We start from the raw sequence: 15,681 nt of genomic DNA on the forward strand, positions 1-15,681 counted from the left end.
AGCCGGTTCCGCGGGCGTCGGGCCGACGGCCCGGTCGCTCCAGGACTTCGCGCGGCGCCGACCCGGCGTGTTTCTCGCGGACGTGGCACCGGCGGGCTCCGCGGCCGCGTGCGTGGCCCACGGACTGAACGCCGCCCGGCCCTCCGGCACCGGGGCGAACGGTTCGCCCCGAACTCGCCGGACACCGACGGCACGGGCGCGCCGCTCGACTTGGGCGCTGGCCGGGGCCCGTACGCCGATCCCTCGACACCGCAGGACGGTCGCAGCCGCCGCACGCACACGGCGCGCCCGCCGCGCCGGTCTGCGCGCGGATTTCCGGCCACCCGACGGAAGGCCGCCGGTCACTTCGCCGGCACCGCCCCGGCGGCCCGCGCACCAAGCCGCCCGGGCCTCCCGGCCGCACCGCCCCGGCGGCGGAGGGCGGCGTGACCGGGGCCCTCCGGCAGCCGCCCGCCCGGGCCGGACGGCAGCCGCGGGGCAGCTCTGGCCGCGGGCCTCATCGCCTTCGGAGCCGGCCCGCTGCCGGGTCACCGCGGCGGAGGAGGGAGTGCTGGAGCCGGCCGGGCAGACCGCCTCGGCGGCGGCTCAGGACGTAAACCGCGCAGCGGCGGTCGAATCCGTCGGGCCCGCCGCACAGGACGCCGTGTCCGTCACCCGGGAGCAAGCCGGGTACGCGGCCCAGGGGACGGCCGACCCGGCCCGCGGCTCCACGGGCGGCGGGGCCGTGCGCGAAGCCCGCGGCGCCCCGAGCCGGGAGCGAAGGGGGGGCCGGGCGGTACGGCCTGATGCCGCCCGGGACCCACGCGTCCGGGTTCCCCGGCCGAACCGGTCGGGCGAGTGACACGTACTGTTCGCAGGCCGCGGGTCAGACTTCGCGCCACCGGGCCATCGCCAGGGAGAACGCCCCGAACAGCATCAGCCCGACGGCCACCACCACCAGCAGCCACGGCCCCGCGGGGGTCTGCGTCAGCGTGCGCAGGGTGTCGTCCACGCCCTTCGCCTGGGCCGGGTCGTAGCGCACGGCGGCGTGCACCGCGAATCCGCCCGCCGCGGCGAAGACCGTGCCGCGTGCCGCGCCGCCGGCCACGCCGAGCAGTTCGACGGCCCGGCGCCACTGGCGGGAGAGGCCGCTCAGGTTCATGTGCTTGCGGAACGTGCGCCGGACGGCCTGTACCGCGATGACGACTCCGCCCACGAGCAGGGCCGCGCCGACCGCGCCGACCAGCCACTGGCCGCCGGGCCAGCCGAGGGCCTTCGCCGTCACGTCGCGCGACTGCTCGTCGCCGGACCGGGCGCCGCCCGAGCCGGCCGCGAACGACAGGACCGAGCAGGCGGCGACGGCGTAGAAGACGGCCCGGGCCGCTGAGGCCAGCCGCTTCGTGGCCGCGTCGCCCTTCGGGCCCGCGGCGCCGAACGCGGCTTCGGACAACCGCCACAGCAGCATGCCGACCAGACCGATGCCGACGGCCCAGACGAGGAACGGCCCCAACGGCTTCCCGGCCAGTTCCTGCAACGCCCCCTGCCGGTCGGCCTCTTGTCCGCCACCGGTGCCGAGGCCGACGCGTACGGCCAGCAGCCCGGTCAGGGCGTAGAGCACGCCCCGGGCCACCAGCCCGCTGCGCGCCGTGACTTCGCGGGCGGTGCCGCCGCGGGAGACGGCGCGCACCCCTTGGTCGGCCACCGTGGAAGTCACCGGGCCGGCCCTCGTCCCGCGGGGCGCCGGACGTCCACCTCTATGTGCCGCATCCCTCAACCTTCCCCGTACGGTCGGTTCGTGAGTCTTCCGGGCAGCGCAAGCTGCCGTACCGGCCCGTCGGGCCTCGGCCGGGACGGGTGGGTACGGCAGCGGGGGGTACCGGTTCGGTGGCCCGCACACGACACCCGGGGGGAGGGGGTGCCGCGTGCGGGCGCCGATCCCGGTGGGCTGCCACACCGCTCGAAGCGCCAGCCCACCGACATCAAGCCGTATGGCCCGGATCCGGGGGCGCAAACACTGCACCGCCACTTTTCTTGTCCGGCCGACGGACGGGCCGGCCGCGTCGTCGGCCGCTTCAACCCGGCCGACCCGGGCAGAAGCCAGCAACGATCTTGCACCGACAGGGGGACGATGCGCCGATGACCATTCCGACCCGGCCCATACCGGGGCCCGTGCGACCGGCCGGGCGCAGGCCCCGGTTCAGCCTGCGTGCGACCGCGCTGTGGTTCGCCGCCGTGGCGCTGCTGGTGTGCGGCGCAGGGTTCGCCGTACGGATCCTGGCCGGGGCGGCCGCCGAGCACCCGGCCGCGGCCGCCCTCGCGGCGGCGGCCTGCGTCCCGGCCGGGTGGAGCTCGGTCCGTGCGGGGCGCCGGCTGCGGCTGCGCCGGGCGGCTCGCCGGGCCGCGCGGGCGCTGGACCGCGCGGCGGCCGAGGCCGTCGCACCGGAATGCGCGGCGCCGGAGCCCGTGGCGGTGGAGCCGGAGCCGGTGGCGCCCCAGGTGGCCATGGCCGGGACGGACTACGACGCGCTCGACGGCGACGCGTTCGAGGTGGCCGTCGCCGAGCTGTGCGAACGGGACGGCTGCCGGGACGTGAGCGTCGTCGGCGGCGCGGGGGACCTGGGCGCCGACATCGTCGCCACCGCCCCCGACGGGCGGCGCGTCGTCGTCCAGTGCAAGCGCTACTGCGCCACCAACAAGGTCGGATCGCAGGACCTCCAGCGCTTCGGCGGCACCTGCTACGCGGTCCACGAGGCCGACGTGGCCGCGGTCGTGACCACCGGCGACTTCACCGCCCCGGCGGCCGAGTACGCCGAGCAGTGCGGCATCCTCTGCTTCGACCGGCAGGCCCTGCACGCCTGGTCCGCCGGCACCGGCCCCGCCCCCTGGGACTGTGTCCCCGCCCCCGTCCGACCGCTGTAGCGGCCGGACGGAGAGCGAGGAAGTGTCAGAGGCGGGCGAGGATCGCGGTCAGCTGCCCGACTTCCGCCGACTGGTTCTTGACGACCTCGTCGGCCAGCTTCTTCGCGGCGGGGTCCTGGCCGTTGCGCTGTTCGGCGCGGGCCATCTCGATCGCCCCGTTGTGGTGCGCGATCATCAGGCGGGCGAACGCCTTGTCGAAGTCCGTGCCCCGGGCGGCGCCGAGGTCCTTCATGTCCTGGTCGGACATCATCCCGGCGGTGCCGGATCCCTCGTGCGCGCCGGAGCCGTGCTCCATCCCCGGCATGGCGCTGCCCGCTTCCGGCTTCCCCCAGGCCGCGAGCCAGGACCTCATGGTCCGGATCTCGGGGTCCTGTGCCGTCCGGATCGCGGCGGCGAGCGTCTTGATACCGGTGTCCCGGGCCCGTCCTTCCGCCAGCGCGGCCATCTCGACGGCCTGCTGGTGGTGCGGGATCATCGCTTGCGCGAACGTGACGTCCGCGGCGCCGAACGCCGCCCGGGTGGCGCTGGGTGCGCCGTGCTCCATACCGTTCATCGTGCTGCCGCCGCCCCCGCAGGCGGCGAGGAGCAGCCCGGCGGCGGTCGTGGTGGCGGCGAGGGAGATGCGGCGCAGGGTGGTGCGCGGGGTGGTACTGGGCATGGTGAAACCTCGTGGTGTCTGATCTGCGGATGCGGACGGACGGGGTTCCGCGGGCAGGAGGGACCGGCCCGCGGCGGCGTTCGGCCTATATGCGCAGGATCGACAGCAGGGTGAGGTCGGGGGCCCGTGGCGGCGGGCGGGGGACCAGGCAGGTCACCGCGCCCGCGCGCCGATTCGCCGGTCCTTCGGTGCACCGGCGCAGGGCCGCGCGCACCAGCACGAGGAGGACGGCCGCGCCCAGCACGGCCAGGCACAGGGAGGCCATGTCCATGCCCGGAGCGTGCGGTGCCGCCCGGTCGCCGCGGTCCGGGCCGGAGGCCGCCATCGCGGCCGGTGCGTGCGCGGACGGGTGGGCGGTCTGGTGGGCGGACGGGCTGTCGGGATGGCCGGTCGTGTGCATCACGAAGACACCGAGCGCGAGCACGACGATCAGCAGCAGCTGCCCCCAGGCACCCGCCGCCCGACCGCTCCGGCTCACGCTCACGCTCCGACCTCCCGCGCCCGACGATACCGTCCACGGCCGTCGGCGGGGGCGCGGCGTACGGGTGGGGGGAGCCGCGTGAGGCCGACCGTGTGCGGCGTCAGGCCATCCAGAAGAAGACGGCCGTCATGCGCTTCTCCTCCAGGGTGGTGCCGCAGTAAGCCGTGGCCGTGTGGATCAGATTGGCGGAGTAGAGGAGCAGACGGTTGGCCTTGTGGGGGACGCGGACGTCCTCCACGAAGGATTCGGGGGAGACGAAGCGGGTGCCGAGGGCGTCGACCAGGTTGTTGTGCGGGGCGGCCACCTGGTTGCCGCCGAGGCTGCCGCCCGCCAGCTGCTGGCGGTAGAAGCTCGTGCCGTAGTCCTTGGGCACCGAGGGGTTGAGGTAGAGCACGGCCGCGTAGCGGCACAGGGAGCGGGAGTCCGTGTGGGGGCGGGGCTCGCACTCGCCCGCGCCGACGACCTGGACGCAGTTGTGGTTGAAGGTACCGCCCCCGGAGGGCTGTTCGGCCCAGATCTTCGGGGCGCCGGTCGCCTTGCGCACCAGCCGTTCCACGTGCGCCAGTTCGGCCGGCTCCAGCGCGGGCATCGTGCGCAGGCCCGGCCAGCTCTCCGGCTTGTGGGGGTAGCCCTCCGTCCAGTCGTTCCTGGTCAGGCAGCGCTGCCGGACGGCGTCCGGGTCCGGCAGCACGTCGTCGAGTATCCAGTAGTCGCGGCCGCGCGTCGGCTTGCGGTACGGGAGTACGGGGAGGGGTGGGGGTCGTAGAGACATGGATGGGAACGTAGTTGCCGGACCGGCGGGGCTCGCCAGGGAAGCGGTCAACCTTGGGTCAAGGGTTCCTCATACGGACGGCCGCCGTGCAGTTCCAGCGGGCCGGTGCCCTCGGCCAGCGCGGTCAGGCAGGCCTCGATCTGCCGGCGCAGCAGGGGTTTGACGAACGCAGCTCGCCCCGGGCCGCGGTGCGCCAGCTCAGCAGCTCGCTGGACGGCAGCCGGACGGCGCCGAGTTCGGCCGGGCTCAGCACACCGCCGTCGTAGAGGAACCGGATGCGGGCCGGCCGTCCCTGCTTGTGGGCCCAGTTGACGGCGAGCAGCCGCCCGGGGGCCCGGTCCAGGCCGGTCTCCTCGCGTACCTCGCGGGCGGCGGCGGCCCGCGGGGTCTCGCCGATGTCACTGTCGACGCCGCCGCCGGGCAGGATCCAGCGGCCCGGCCTGCCGTAGGCGGGACGCACCAGCAGGACGCGGCCGTCCCGGTCGGTGAACAGCACGCTCGCCGCGGTGACGGCTTTCGGGCGCGCCGCGCGGTGTCCGGCGGCGTCGAAGGCGCCCGCGTGTTCCAGTTCGGCCCGGCGGGCGGGGTCGAGCCCGGCGGGCGAGCCGGGTTGGGGGCTCGCGTCGGCCAAGTGCGCGAAGGAACCGGCGTACAGGGCGGCCAGTGCGGCGCGCAGCCGGTGGGCGGCGCGGGCGGGGAGCCGCTCGCATGCCTCCTCGGGCGTCAGCCAGTGCGCCCCGGCGGCCTCGCCGCCGGCCACGGAGACCGAGGCGGCCTGCCCGGGAGTGAGCGGTCCGACGAGATGCAGGTGCGCGACGAGGGACCGGCCGAGCGCGCCGGGCCGGCAGGAGTCGACGGCGAGCAGCCGGCCGGCCGGCGCCGCCAGGCCCAGCTCCTCCCGCAGCCGCCGGGCCAGCCCTTCCTCGGGGGTCTCGGTGTCCGTGACCGCGCCGCCGGGCAGTTCGGCGCCGTTCCCGTGCGCGGCGGTCAGTACGAGGACCCGCCCGCGGGCGTCCAGGACGATGCCGGTCGCGGTGACGAGCGGGGCGCGCTGGGCGGCGCGGTCCGCGCGCGGGTCACCGGGGGAGGGGCGGTCGGGCACTCGGTCTCCCGGGTGAGAAGGGCAGGGGCCGCACCATTGTGGGCGCCCCGCGGCCGCGGGGCGGTCAGGCGCGGGCCAGCAGCATGCCGCCCATCGTCACCATCGTGGCCGCGACGAGCCCGTCCAGGACCCGCCAGGCCGCCGGGCGGGCCAGCAGGCCGCTCAGCAGGCGCGCGCCGTAGCCCAGGGTGGCGAACCACGTCAGGCTGGCCACCCCGGCGCCGATGCCGAAGGCCCACCGCAGGTCCCCGCGGTCGGCGGCGAGGGAGCCCAGCAGCAGGACGGTGTCCAGGTACACGTGCGGGTTGAGCCAGGTCATGGCCAGGCAGGTCAGTACGGCCCGGCGGGCGGAGCCGGCGGAGCCGCCGTCCGTGCTCAGGGCGGCGCCCGGCACGGGCCGCAGTACCCGGCGGGCCGCGAGGACCCCGTAGCAGATCAGGAAGCCGCCTCCGGCGAGGGCGACGACCGTGAGCGCGGCGGGCCAGGCGGTGACGAAGGCGCCGACGCCGGCGACGCCGAGGACGATGAGGACCAGATCGGAGACGGCACAGATGGCCACGACCGGGAGGACGGCGTGCCGGCGCGCTCCCTGCCGCAGGACGAAGGCGTTCTGCGCGCCGATGGCGACGATGAGGGAAAGGCCGGTGCCGAAGCCCGCCAGGGCCGCTGTGGTGATGCCGGGTGTCATGTGTCCGACCGTAGGCGGCGATGCTCATGCAGTACAGCTAAAGATTTTTACGTAGCATTAGCGCTCGTGATGGACGAACTTCCCCTCGAACAGGTACGGACGCTGCTGGCGGTGGTCGACGAAGGCACCTTCGATGCGGCCGCCGCCGCCCTGCACGTCACGCCCTCCGCCGTCAGCCAGCGCGTCAAGGCCCTGGAGCAGCGCACGGGCCGGGTGCTGCTGATGCGGACCAAACCGGTACGGGTCACGGAATCCGGGCAGGTGGTGGTCCGCTTCGCGCGCCAGCTGGCCCGGCTGGAGCGCGACGCCCGCGCCGAGCTGGGCATGGGCAGCGCCGAGGGGCGGGGCCCGGTGCGGCTCCCGATAGCGGTCAACGCGGACTCGCTGGCCACCTGGTTCCTGCCGGCCCTGACGCGGGTCCCGCAGGACCCGCCGGTCTGCTTCGAGCTGCACCGCGAGGACGAGTCGCACACGACGGCGCTGCTGCGGGAGGGCCAGGTGATGGCGGCGGTGACCTCCTCGCCCGATCCGGTGGCGGGCTGCACGGTACGGGCGCTGGGCCTCGCCCGGTACCTGCCGGTGGCGAGCCCCGCCTTCGTGGCCCGGTACCTGGCCGGCTCGCGCCCCCTGGCGGATCGGCTGGGCGGGGCGCCGGCGATCGTCTTCGACCGCCGGGACGAATTGCAGGACCGGTTCGTACGGTCGCTCGCCGGTCCCGGCGCGCCGGAGGCCGAGGCCGCTCCCGCCCGGCACCACGTGCCGACCTCGGAGGGCTTCCGCGACGCGGTGGCGGCGGGGCTCGGCTGGGGGATGGTGCCGCAGCCGCAGGCGGAGCCCCTGCTGCGGAGGGGGGAGCTGGTCCTGCTCACGCCGCGCAGAACCATGGACGTGCCGCTGTACTGGCAGCAGTGGAAACTGGACTCGCCCGCGCTGGCGGCCGTCGCGGCGGTGATCGCCGAGGCGGCGGCGGAGGCGCTGCTGCCCGCGGACCCGACGCCTTAGGGTGGGCGCCATGGACTCCTACACGATCGGCCAGGCGGCCCGGCTGCTCGGCGTGAGCGTCGACACGGCGCGCCGCTGGGCCGACGCCGAGCGGTTCCCGACCCGGCGCGACGGGCTCCGGCGGATGGTCGACGGCCCCGACCTCGCGGCCTTCTGCGTGGAACTGGCGCGGGAGGGGGCGGACGGCGACGAGACCCCTTACACCTCGGCGCGCAACGCCTTTCCGGGCATCGTCACCGCGGTGAAGCTCGGCACCGTCGACGCGCAGGTGGAGATCCAGGCCGGACCGCACCGCGTGGTGTCCCTGCTGACGCGGGAAGCGGTGGAGGAGCTCGGCCTGGAGGTCGGGGCCCGGGCCGTCGCCCGCGTCAAGTCGACCAGCGTCTTCGTCGACCGGGCCTGACCGCGCCCCGGTTCCGCGTCACGGGTGAGGGCGCGGGCGCGGGGCGGCGGTAGGGCGTGCGGCGGCGGTGGCAGACTGGCCGCTGATCCGCCGAAGGGAAGTAACCCGTTGTCCATGTTCAGCAGCCTGCGCCGGGCCGTGCGCCGCGGCTACCGCCGGGCCGTCGACCTCAGCCACCCGGCCCGCTCCCCGCTCGGCAGCGCGGTCGTCAACTGCGTGGTCTACCGCGACGGCGTCCGCCAGGACGGCTGCGCCAACGCGGAGGAGGCGCTGCGCCGGGTCCGCAAGCACGGCGACGGCTTCGTCTGGATCGGTCTGCACGAGCCGCCCCAGGAGGAACTCGCGGGGCTCGCGGAGCTGTTCGGGCTGCACCCCCTCGCGGTCGAGGACGCCGTGAACGCGCACCAGCGGCCCAAGGTGGAACGCTACGACGACACCCTCTTCGCGGTCTTCAAGACGGTCCGCTACGTCGAGCACGAAGAGCTGACGGCGACCAGCGAGGTCGTCGAGACCGGCGAGCTGATGGCCTTCACCGGCGAGGACTTCGTGATCACCATCCGGCACGGCGGACAGGGCACCCTCGGACCCGTCCGCGAGGCCCTCGAAGCCGCACCCGAGCAGCTCGCCAAGGGGCCGGCCGCGGTCCTGCACGCGATGGCCGATCACGTGGTGGACGACTACGTGGCCGTCACGGACGCCGTGCAGAGCGACATGGACGCCGTCGAGACCGCCGTGTTCAGCGAGAACGGGGCCGGCGGCGACGCCGGCCGGATCTACCAGCTCAAGCGCGAACTGCTCGAACTGCGCCGGGCGGTGGCCCCCTTGGCCCGGCCGCTCCAGCAGCTGGCCACGCAGCCGATACCGGTGATCCCGCCCGAGGTCCGCGCCTACTTCCGCGACGTGGCCGACCACCTCTCCCGGGCCACCGAGCAGATCGGCTCCTACGACTCCCTCCTCGATTCGATCCTCCAGGCCCACCTCGCGCAAGTGACCGTCGCCCAGAACGAGGACATGCGCAAGATCACGGCCTGGGCGGCGATCGTCGCCGTCCCGACCATGGTCTGCGGGGTCTACGGGATGAACTTCGACCACATGCCGGAAACGCACTGGATGTACGGCTATCCGATCGTCCTCGTCGTCATGGCGCTCGCCTGCTACGTCATCTACCGCGGCTTCCGGCGCAACGGCTGGCTCTGATCCGCGCCCCGGCCGGTAACAAACCTCGCGCACCGGAGGCTGGAGATCGGCTGGACCTTCCCGGGAGCTGCCTGCCGGCGCACGGGCGTGAACGCCGAGGCCGAGCTGCTCATGCTGGGCCGTGCCTTCGAGACGCTGGGCACGAACCGGGTCGAGTTCCTCACCGATGTCCGCAACAGCGCCTCGCGGGCGGCCGGATCCCGGCTCGGAGCCAGGCTCGAAGGCGTCCTGCGCAGCCACATGGTGATGCGGGACGGCTGGGTCCGCGACTCCGCGCTGTACGCGTTGACGCGCGCCGAATGGCCCGAGGCGAAGCGGGCCATGACCGCCCGCCTCGCCGCACCGGCCCGCGCGGCGGCGCCGCGCGGGGCTGAGCGGCCGCAGCCGGGCGCCAACCGACGGGCGCCGCTCAGCGGCCCCGGGCGGCGGCCAGGCTCATCAGCACCAGCGGCTGCGACGTCGGCCGGGCCGAGCCGCCCGCCGGCTCCAGCGTCAGCCCGACCGCGGTCGCCCGGCCCACCGGGCCGTTCATCAGGGTGCCGCCGTCGCCCGGGACGAGACCGGCCGGACGCATCCCCCCGCCGTCCGCGAACCACAGCTGGTACGTCTTGCCCGCCGGGGCGGCCGGCAGCCCGGAGCTCAGGAACGCCGCCTGGTTGCGCGCCTCGCTGACCACCACGGTCGCCCGCGCGCCGGACACCGTGCGGCCGGTCACCGTGCGGGCGTCGGGAGCGGCGATGACGTCGGTCAGGTCCCGCAGGTCGTGCACCGCCCTGGCGGCCTCCCGGGCCTGCTCCCGCTGCCACAGGGCCGTGCCGCCCAACGCCAGTGCCCCGGCCAGGCAGGCCGCGAGGGCCAGCGGGAGCGCCCGTCTGCGCAGGGCCACGATGCCCCGCCGGGGCGGGGGCTGCTGGCGCACCGAGTCGATGCGGGCCAGCACCTCGGCCCGCATCCCAGGGGGCGGCGCCAGGGCGACCGCCGAACCCAGCCGGGCCGCCGTGGCGGCGAACTCCCCCACCTCCTGCGCGCACAGCGGGCAGGAGGGCAGGTGGCGCGCGAACGCCTCCCGTTCCTCGGGGTCCAGCGCGTCCAGGGCGTAGGCGCCGGACAGCGCGTGCAACTGGTCGGTGCCGCTGATCATGCGGTGACTCCCATGCAGTCGCGCAGCCGGATCAGCCCGTCGCGCAGCCGTGTCTTGACCGTGGGGAGCGGGGTGCTCAGGGTCTCGGCGACCTCGCGGTAGGTGAGCCCGCCGTAGTAGGCGAGGTGGACGGCCTGCCGCTGGAGCTCGGTGAGCCCGCGCACGCAGCGGCGCACCTGCTCGCTCTCCAGCCTGATCTCCACCCGCTCGCTCACCTCGTCATAGGCGCGCGTGTGCTCGCGCGCCGCGTTGTCCTGCTCGCGGGCCGTCGCGGCCTGCGCCGAGCGGACCCGGTCCACCGCCCGGCGGTGGGCGATCGTCATCACCCAGGTCATCACGCTGCCCTTGTCGGGCCGGTAGCGCGGCGCCTGGCGCCAGACCTCGATCAGCACCTCCTGCGTCACCTCCTCCGACTGGGCGCGGTCGCGCAGGACCCTGACGACGATCCCGTGGACGGGGCCGGCGATCACCTCGTACAACGCGGCGAAGGCGTCCTGGTCGCCGCGTGCGATCAGCTCCATCAGGGCGGGCAGGTCGGGCCCGGAGCGTTCCCGGGGCCCGCCGAAGGTCACCGGCTGCTGGTGCACGCGGGCCTCCTTCGCCGGCCGGAGCGGGCGTTTCGCGAACGGGTCATGGCGGGTCGTCCTCCGGAGTGGGCGGTTGCTCGGGTCCTCCACCAGCATTCGGAGCGGAGGCCCGCCGCGGATTGGATTGCTCCGGAAATGACAACGGGGGTTTTCGCCGCGCGCGTTATCTGGTAGGAAAGTTTCCTAACGGAATCGGAAGCCTCAACCCCCGTATGGAGGCCTTGTGTTCGCCCCCCACCGCAAGAGCAAGACCGTCGCCGTGGGCGCCCTCCTGGGCGCCGCCCTGCTCGCCGTCCCCGTCGCCGCGCACGCCACCGCGGCCCCGGTCCCGGCCGCCGCCCTCCCCGCCACGGCCGCCAAGGCGAGCGGACTCGACGACCCGGCGAAGAAGGACATCGCCATGCAGATCGTCTCCAGCGCCGAGAACTCCTCGCTGGACTGGAAGGCGCAGTACAAGTACATCGAGGACATAGGCGACGGCCGCGGCTACACGGCCGGCATCATCGGCTTCTGCTCCGGCACCGGCGACATGCTCGACCTCGTCGAGTACTACACGCAGGTCAAGCCCGGCAACGTGCTCGCCAAGTACCTCCCGGCGCTGCGCAAGGTCGACGGCACCGACTCGCACAAGGGCCTGGACCCGAACTTCACCAAGGACTGGGCGAAGGCCGCCCAGGACACGGACTTCAAGAAGGCCCAGGACCACGAGCGCGACCGGGTGTACTTCGACCCCGCCGTCAAGCAGGGCAAGTCCGACGGGGTCGGCACGCTCGGCCAGTTCATGTACTACGACGCCATCGTCATGCACGGCGACGGCACCGACTCCACCAGCTTCCGCAACATCCGCAAGCGCGCCCTGACCAAGGCCAAGCCCCCGGCCCAGGGCGGCAGCGAGACCACCTGGCTGAACGCCTTCCTCGACGCCCGCGTCTGGGCGATGAAGCAGGAGGAGGCGCACAGCGACACCAGCCGAGTCGACACCGCCCAGCGGGTCTTCCTGAAGAAGGGCAACCTGAACCTCGACACCCCGCTCGACTGGAAGGTCTACGGGGACTCCTTCCACATCGGCTGAGCCACCCGCGGCGGCCCGGACCGGATGCCCCTCCCGGCCCGGGCCGCCCACCCCGCCAGCACCGCCACGGCCGCCAGCCCGTAAGCCACCTGCACCGTCGAAGCACCCAGCGCGGGCGCGGAAACGTACGCGGCGGCGCCCGCGACGGCCACCCCCAGCCACTCCGCGCGGCCGTCCAGCGCCACCAGCGCGACCAGCAGCAGCGCGTACCAGGAGTAGCCCGGGGTCATCAGCAAGAACGCGGTACCGGTCACGGTCAGGGCCGCGCTCCACGGCCGGAGCGGATCGCCGCGCCACCAGACGTACGCCACCACCGCCGCCATGCCGAGCGCCACGGCCGGGACCGCCCAGGACTCCGGGAGCACCAGCCGCAGCAGCGCGTACCGGCCCCCCGCGCCCGGGTCCTCGTACCCCTCCTCCTCGGCGTACCCGCCGAGGTACCCGAAGACGGACGAGCGGGACACGAGGACGTACGGCAGGTACACCAGCCCCACCACCGCGGCCGTCGGCAGCAGCACGGCCGCCGCGTCCCGCCACCGCCGTACGCCCGCCAGCGCTCCCGGCAGCAGCACGGCCGGCAGCAGCTTCGCGGCGACCGCCAGCCCGAACAGCGCCCCGCCCGCCACCCGGTGGCGCACCACCACCCCCAGCGCGGCCACCGACAGCAGCACCGCCGGCGTGTCCACGTGCGCGTTGTTCACGGCCTCCACCGCGACCGCCGGACACCACGCCCAGTACGCGGCCGTACGGGAATCCGCGCCCGCGCGCCGCCGGACCAGCAGCAGCGCCCCCGTCACGCCGAGCGCCGTCAGCGCGCCACCGGCCTGCAGCGCCTTGTGGCGCACCCCGGGCGGCGACAGGACGTGCACGAGGGCGAAGTACCCCTCGGCGACCGGCGGGTAGATCGTGTGCACGGCGGGCCGGTTGATGCGGGTGCACACCCCGGGCCCGAGCGCGGCCCGGTCCGGTCCCGCGCAGGCCGGCCCGCCGTGCGGGAACAGCCAGTCGTCGCGCAGCCCGCTCAGGGCCGGATCCGCCGGGGCGTGGTCGTACGGGGAGATCCCGGCGGCCTGGACCCGGCCGTCCCAGGCGTACCGGAAGGAGTCGGTACTGGTCAGCGGGGGCCCGGCCAGCCCGACCACCGCCACGGCCAGCGCGCCCGCCAGGACCAGCGGAACCACCCGCCGCCGCGGGACCCGGCGCAGCGACCACGCGGCCGCGCCGAACAGCAGCCAGGCGGCGGCGTACCACCGGGTGAGCCCCGCGGGGTCGGTCCGGTAGCCCTCGTCGCGGACGGCCGGCACGAGGACGGCGGTCAGTGCGGCGAGCAGCACCACGGTGAGGGCGGTCCAGGGGCCGGGGCGGCGGCGGGGCTCGTTCATCGGGCCAGCCTCCCAGCGGGAGCCCGCGCCCGGCGCGTGACCTGGCCCGACGTCCGCGTTTCGTAAGGAGTCGAACCGCCCGCGGGGCGCCCGGCGGCGGTGTGATGGGGGCATGACTCCCCAAGCCCCGCGCAGCCGTTGGCGGCGCGCGTCCCCTGCCGTCCGGCCGCCCCGGCCCTCCGGCCGGCTGGCGTCCTTCCCGGTCCGGCCGCCCTCCTTCTCCGGCCGGCTGCACGACGCCCGGACCGCCACCGCCGTCGGGCGGTGGCTCGGCGCGGCCTTCGCCGTCTGCTTCGTCACCGGCCTGATCAGCCACTACCTCCAGCACCCGCCGTCCTGGGCGGCGGACGCACTGCCCGCCCGGCCGGTCTGGGGCTACCGGCTCAGCCAGGGCCTGCACATCGCGACCGGACTCGCGGCGATCGTAATGCTGTTGGTCAAGCTGTGGACGGTCTACCCGAGGCTGTTCGTCCGGCCGCCGGTGCAGGGCGTACGGCACGCACTGGAACGGCTTTCGGTCGCCGTGCTGGTGGCGGCCGCGGTCCTGGAGGTGTTCACCGGGCTGCTCAACATCGGCGAGTGGTACCCGTGGCCCTTCGGGTTCATCCAGACGCACTTCGCGCTGGCCTGGGTCGCGACCGGCTCGATCCTCCTCCACATCGCGGTCAAGGCCCCCGACATCAAGGCCCATTGGAGTCGCCGCTCGGCCGGGACGCCGGAACTCCCGGCCGCCGACGGACCCGACCGGCGCGCGCTGCTCCTCGGTGCCGGCGCCGCCGTCGGCGTCGTCACCCTCACCACCGTCGGACAGGCGTTCACCCCGCTCAAGAGGCTGGACCTGCTCGCGCCCCGGCACCCCGACGCCGGGCAGACGGGAGTGCCGGTGAACCGGACGGCCGCGGCCGCCGGGATCACCGCCGAGGCACTGGAGGACTGGCGGCTGGAGGTGATCGGCCCGGCTCCCTACCGGCTGACGCTGGACCAGCTCCGCGCGCTGCCGCGGACCTCCGCCCGGCTTCCCATGGCCTGCGTCGAAGGCTGGAGCGTGGACGCCCACTGGAGCGGGGTGCGGATCAGGGACCTGCTCGCCCGGGCCGGCGCACCGCCCGGCGCCGGGCTGCGGGTCACCTCGCTGGAGGCCAACGGCGCCTACCGGGTGATGGAGATGGGCCGCGACTACGCCGAGGACCCGCTGACCCTGCTCGCCCTGGAACTCGGCGGACAGGTGCTCTCCCCGGACCACGGCTATCCCGCGCGGATCATCGCCCCCAACCGGCCGGGCGTGCTCCAGACCAAGTGGGTCACCCGCCTGGAGGTGCTGTGAAGACCTACCGGTACGCCCTCGGCGCCCTCGGGCTGCTGTCGATCGCCGTCGGGGCCCGGCTGGTGGCCGCGCTGCCCGATCCCCTCGACGTACTCGTCTGGCTCGGCGGGGCCCTCGTCCTGCACGACGCGCTGATCGCCCCGCTGGTGCTGGGCGCCGGCCTGCTGCTGGCGGCGCTGCCCGCGCGGAGGCTGCTGCGCGGGGCGCTGCTCACCGGCGGTGCGGTGGTGCTGATCACGCTTCCGCTGCTACTGCGGCCGGGGGGCACCGCCAACCCGTCGGCGCTGCCCCTCCCGTACGGGCGGAACCTGCTGCTGGTCCTGGGGGCGGTGGCCGTGGTGACGGCGCTCCTCGCGGCGGTCTCGGCGGCCCGCTCCCGCGCCCGCCGCTGACGGGCGACGTGACGGACCCCGGGCGTACGTCCGTATGCTCGGGGGCCGTGATGAGACTGGAGCGGCTGAGGGCGGACCACGCGGACGCCCTGCTGGCCTTCGAGCGGGAGAACCGGGCCTACTTCGCGCGCACCGTGCCGGACCGGGGCGACGCGTACTTCGCCGGCTTCCCGGCCCGGCACCGTGCCCTCCTCGCCGAACAGGACGCGGGCACCTGCCACTTCCACCTCGTGTTCGAGTACGACGGGCGGCCGGCCGGCCGGATCAACCTCGTGGACGTCCAGGACGGGAGCGCCGAACTCGGCTACCGGATCGGCGAGAAGTCGGCCGGCCGGGGCCTGGCCACGGCGGCGGTCGGCGAGATCCGCCGGCTGGCCGCGGGCCCGTACGGGCTGCGCGCACTGACCGCCGTCACCACCCTCGACAACCCGGCCTCCATGGCCGTGCTCGCCCGCAACGGCTTCACCGTCGCCGGGGAGACCCTCATCGACGGCCGCCCGGCCGTCCGTCACGCCCTCCGCCTCCCGGCCGGCCCCTGAACGTCCGGCCCGCCCAAGGGCGTAGGGCGGTGACCGGCCTCCG

General features: G+C 75.1%; 17 protein-coding genes and 1 pseudogene. 9 read left to right on the top strand and 9 right to left on the bottom strand.

Annotated elements, in window-relative coordinates:
- Nucleotides 1-865: 865 nt before the first annotated feature.
- The gene (locus ACWGH1_RS08975; protein ID WP_453357596.1) at nt 866-1,693 is read right to left on the bottom strand and encodes a DUF1206 domain-containing protein; all 828 of its coding nucleotides are present in this window, start codon (nt 1,691-1,693) and stop codon (nt 866-868) included.
- Nucleotides 1,694-2,115: 422 nt separating this feature from the next.
- Here ACWGH1_RS08975 and ACWGH1_RS08980 point away from each other — a divergent pair, with 422 nt between their 5' ends.
- On the top strand, nt 2,116-2,898 hold the full coding sequence (locus tag ACWGH1_RS08980) for a restriction endonuclease (RefSeq protein ID WP_453408559.1): 783 nt from the start codon (nt 2,116-2,118) through the stop codon (nt 2,896-2,898).
- A 25-nt stretch (nt 2,899-2,923) separates the two neighbouring features.
- On the opposite strand, the gene ACWGH1_RS08985 is transcribed toward ACWGH1_RS08980, so the two are convergent.
- The 5 genes from ACWGH1_RS08985 to ACWGH1_RS09005 all read right to left on the bottom strand — a co-directional run bounded on the left by ACWGH1_RS08985 (nt 2,924) and on the right by ACWGH1_RS09005 (nt 6,599).
- Nucleotides 2,924-3,556 (bottom strand): DUF305 domain-containing protein, encoded by a 633-nt coding sequence (locus tag ACWGH1_RS08985; RefSeq protein WP_453357000.1) that lies wholly within the window; start codon nt 3,554-3,556, stop codon nt 2,924-2,926.
- A gap of 85 nt (nt 3,557-3,641) precedes the next feature.
- Nucleotides 3,642-4,034: a DUF6153 family protein gene (locus ACWGH1_RS08990; protein WP_453356999.1), complete on the bottom strand. Its 393-nt coding sequence runs from the start codon at nt 4,032-4,034 to the stop codon at nt 3,642-3,644.
- Nucleotides 4,035-4,137: 103 nt separating this feature from the next.
- Nucleotides 4,138-4,809 (bottom strand): DUF6445 family protein, encoded by a 672-nt coding sequence (locus ACWGH1_RS08995; RefSeq protein ID WP_453356998.1) that lies wholly within the window; start codon nt 4,807-4,809, stop codon nt 4,138-4,140.
- Nucleotides 4,810-4,933: 124 nt separating this feature from the next.
- Nucleotides 4,934-5,911: an NUDIX hydrolase gene (locus ACWGH1_RS09000; protein ID WP_453408560.1), complete on the bottom strand. Its 978-nt coding sequence runs from the start codon at nt 5,909-5,911 to the stop codon at nt 4,934-4,936.
- 64 nt (nt 5,912-5,975) lie between these two features.
- Complete coding sequence (locus ACWGH1_RS09005) at nt 5,976-6,599, bottom strand: LysE/ArgO family amino acid transporter (protein WP_453356552.1); 624 nt, start codon at nt 6,597-6,599, stop codon at nt 5,976-5,978.
- A gap of 69 nt (nt 6,600-6,668) precedes the next feature.
- Between ACWGH1_RS09005 and ACWGH1_RS09010 the strand changes: the two genes are divergently transcribed.
- From ACWGH1_RS09010 to ACWGH1_RS09025, 4 genes and pseudogenes are all read left to right on the top strand, one after another.
- Complete coding sequence (locus ACWGH1_RS09010) at nt 6,669-7,601, top strand: LysR family transcriptional regulator ArgP (protein ID WP_453356556.1); 933 nt, start codon at nt 6,669-6,671, stop codon at nt 7,599-7,601.
- Between the two features lie 10 nt (nt 7,602-7,611).
- A complete protein-coding gene (locus ACWGH1_RS09015; protein WP_453356553.1) occupies nt 7,612-8,004 on the top strand; it encodes a TOBE domain-containing protein in 393 nt (130 codons plus the stop codon).
- 114 nt (nt 8,005-8,118) lie between these two features.
- Nucleotides 8,119-9,201, top strand: coding sequence for a magnesium/cobalt transporter CorA (gene corA, locus ACWGH1_RS09020; protein ID WP_453356554.1), 1,083 nt, complete (start codon nt 8,119-8,121; stop codon nt 9,199-9,201).
- Between the two features lie 45 nt (nt 9,202-9,246).
- Nucleotides 9,247-9,405: pseudogene (locus ACWGH1_RS09025) on the top strand (GNAT family N-acetyltransferase); the annotation flags it as partial.
- A gap of 205 nt (nt 9,406-9,610) precedes the next feature.
- Here the strand turns inward: ACWGH1_RS09025 and ACWGH1_RS09030 are convergent.
- Nucleotides 9,611-10,342 (bottom strand): anti-sigma factor, encoded by a 732-nt coding sequence (locus tag ACWGH1_RS09030; protein ID WP_453408561.1) that lies wholly within the window; start codon nt 10,340-10,342, stop codon nt 9,611-9,613.
- On the bottom strand, nt 10,339-10,929 hold the full coding sequence (locus ACWGH1_RS09035) for a sigma-70 family RNA polymerase sigma factor (RefSeq protein ID WP_453355340.1): 591 nt from the start codon (nt 10,927-10,929) through the stop codon (nt 10,339-10,341). The genes ACWGH1_RS09030 and ACWGH1_RS09035 overlap by 4 nt, the downstream gene beginning before the upstream one ends.
- A 223-nt stretch (nt 10,930-11,152) precedes the next feature.
- Between ACWGH1_RS09035 and ACWGH1_RS09040 the strand changes: the two genes are divergently transcribed.
- The gene (locus tag ACWGH1_RS09040) at nt 11,153-12,001 is read left to right on the top strand and encodes a chitosanase (RefSeq protein WP_453355339.1); all 849 of its coding nucleotides are present in this window, start codon (nt 11,153-11,155) and stop codon (nt 11,999-12,001) included.
- Here the strand turns inward: ACWGH1_RS09040 and ACWGH1_RS09045 are convergent.
- Nucleotides 11,974-13,383, bottom strand: coding sequence for a glycosyltransferase 87 family protein (locus ACWGH1_RS09045; protein WP_453355338.1), 1,410 nt, complete (start codon nt 13,381-13,383; stop codon nt 11,974-11,976). The two genes, ACWGH1_RS09040 and ACWGH1_RS09045, sit on opposite strands and share 28 nt — an antisense overlap.
- 112 nt (nt 13,384-13,495) lie before the next feature.
- On the opposite strand from ACWGH1_RS09045, the gene ACWGH1_RS09050 reads away from it, so the two are divergent.
- From ACWGH1_RS09050 to ACWGH1_RS09060, 3 genes are read left to right on the top strand one after another with little or no spacing between them, the layout of a single operon-like run.
- Nucleotides 13,496-14,707 (top strand): molybdopterin-dependent oxidoreductase, encoded by a 1,212-nt coding sequence (locus ACWGH1_RS09050; RefSeq protein WP_453355337.1) that lies wholly within the window; start codon nt 13,496-13,498, stop codon nt 14,705-14,707.
- A complete protein-coding gene (locus ACWGH1_RS09055) occupies nt 14,704-15,099 on the top strand; it encodes a hypothetical protein (protein WP_453355336.1) in 396 nt (131 codons plus the stop codon). Before ACWGH1_RS09050 ends, ACWGH1_RS09055 begins: the two co-directional genes overlap by 4 nt.
- A gap of 47 nt (nt 15,100-15,146) precedes the next feature.
- Nucleotides 15,147-15,638, top strand: a complete 492-nt coding sequence (locus ACWGH1_RS09060; protein WP_453355335.1) for a GNAT family N-acetyltransferase — start codon at nt 15,147-15,149, stop codon at nt 15,636-15,638.
- The last annotated feature ends 43 nt before the right edge of the window (nt 15,639-15,681 follow it).

It is taken from the genome of Streptomyces sp. NPDC054883 (genome assembly GCF_053610645.1).

Excerpts from the sequence above, each read along its gene's own strand:
- ACWGH1_RS08980 (WP_453408559.1), top strand. The coding sequence starts at position 2,116 with ATGACCATTCCGACCCGGCCCATACCGGGGCCCGTGCGACCGGCCGGG.
- ACWGH1_RS08985 (WP_453357000.1), bottom strand. The coding sequence starts at position 3,556 with ATGCCCAGTACCACCCCGCGCACCACCCTGCGCCGCATCTCCCTCGCC.
- ACWGH1_RS08995 (WP_453356998.1), bottom strand. The coding sequence starts at position 4,809 with ATGTCTCTACGACCCCCACCCCTCCCCGTACTCCCGTACCGCAAGCCG.
- ACWGH1_RS09005 (WP_453356552.1), bottom strand. The coding sequence starts at position 6,599 with ATGACACCCGGCATCACCACAGCGGCCCTGGCGGGCTTCGGCACCGGC.
- ACWGH1_RS09010 (WP_453356556.1), top strand. The coding sequence starts at position 6,669 with ATGGACGAACTTCCCCTCGAACAGGTACGGACGCTGCTGGCGGTGGTC.
- ACWGH1_RS09015 (WP_453356553.1), top strand. The coding sequence starts at position 7,612 with ATGGACTCCTACACGATCGGCCAGGCGGCCCGGCTGCTCGGCGTGAGC.
- corA (WP_453356554.1), top strand. The coding sequence starts at position 8,119 with ATGTTCAGCAGCCTGCGCCGGGCCGTGCGCCGCGGCTACCGCCGGGCC.
- ACWGH1_RS09030 (WP_453408561.1), bottom strand. The coding sequence starts at position 10,342 with ATGATCAGCGGCACCGACCAGTTGCACGCGCTGTCCGGCGCCTACGCC.
- ACWGH1_RS09045 (WP_453355338.1), bottom strand. The coding sequence starts at position 13,383 with ATGAACGAGCCCCGCCGCCGCCCCGGCCCCTGGACCGCCCTCACCGTG.
- ACWGH1_RS09050 (WP_453355337.1), top strand. The coding sequence starts at position 13,496 with ATGACTCCCCAAGCCCCGCGCAGCCGTTGGCGGCGCGCGTCCCCTGCC.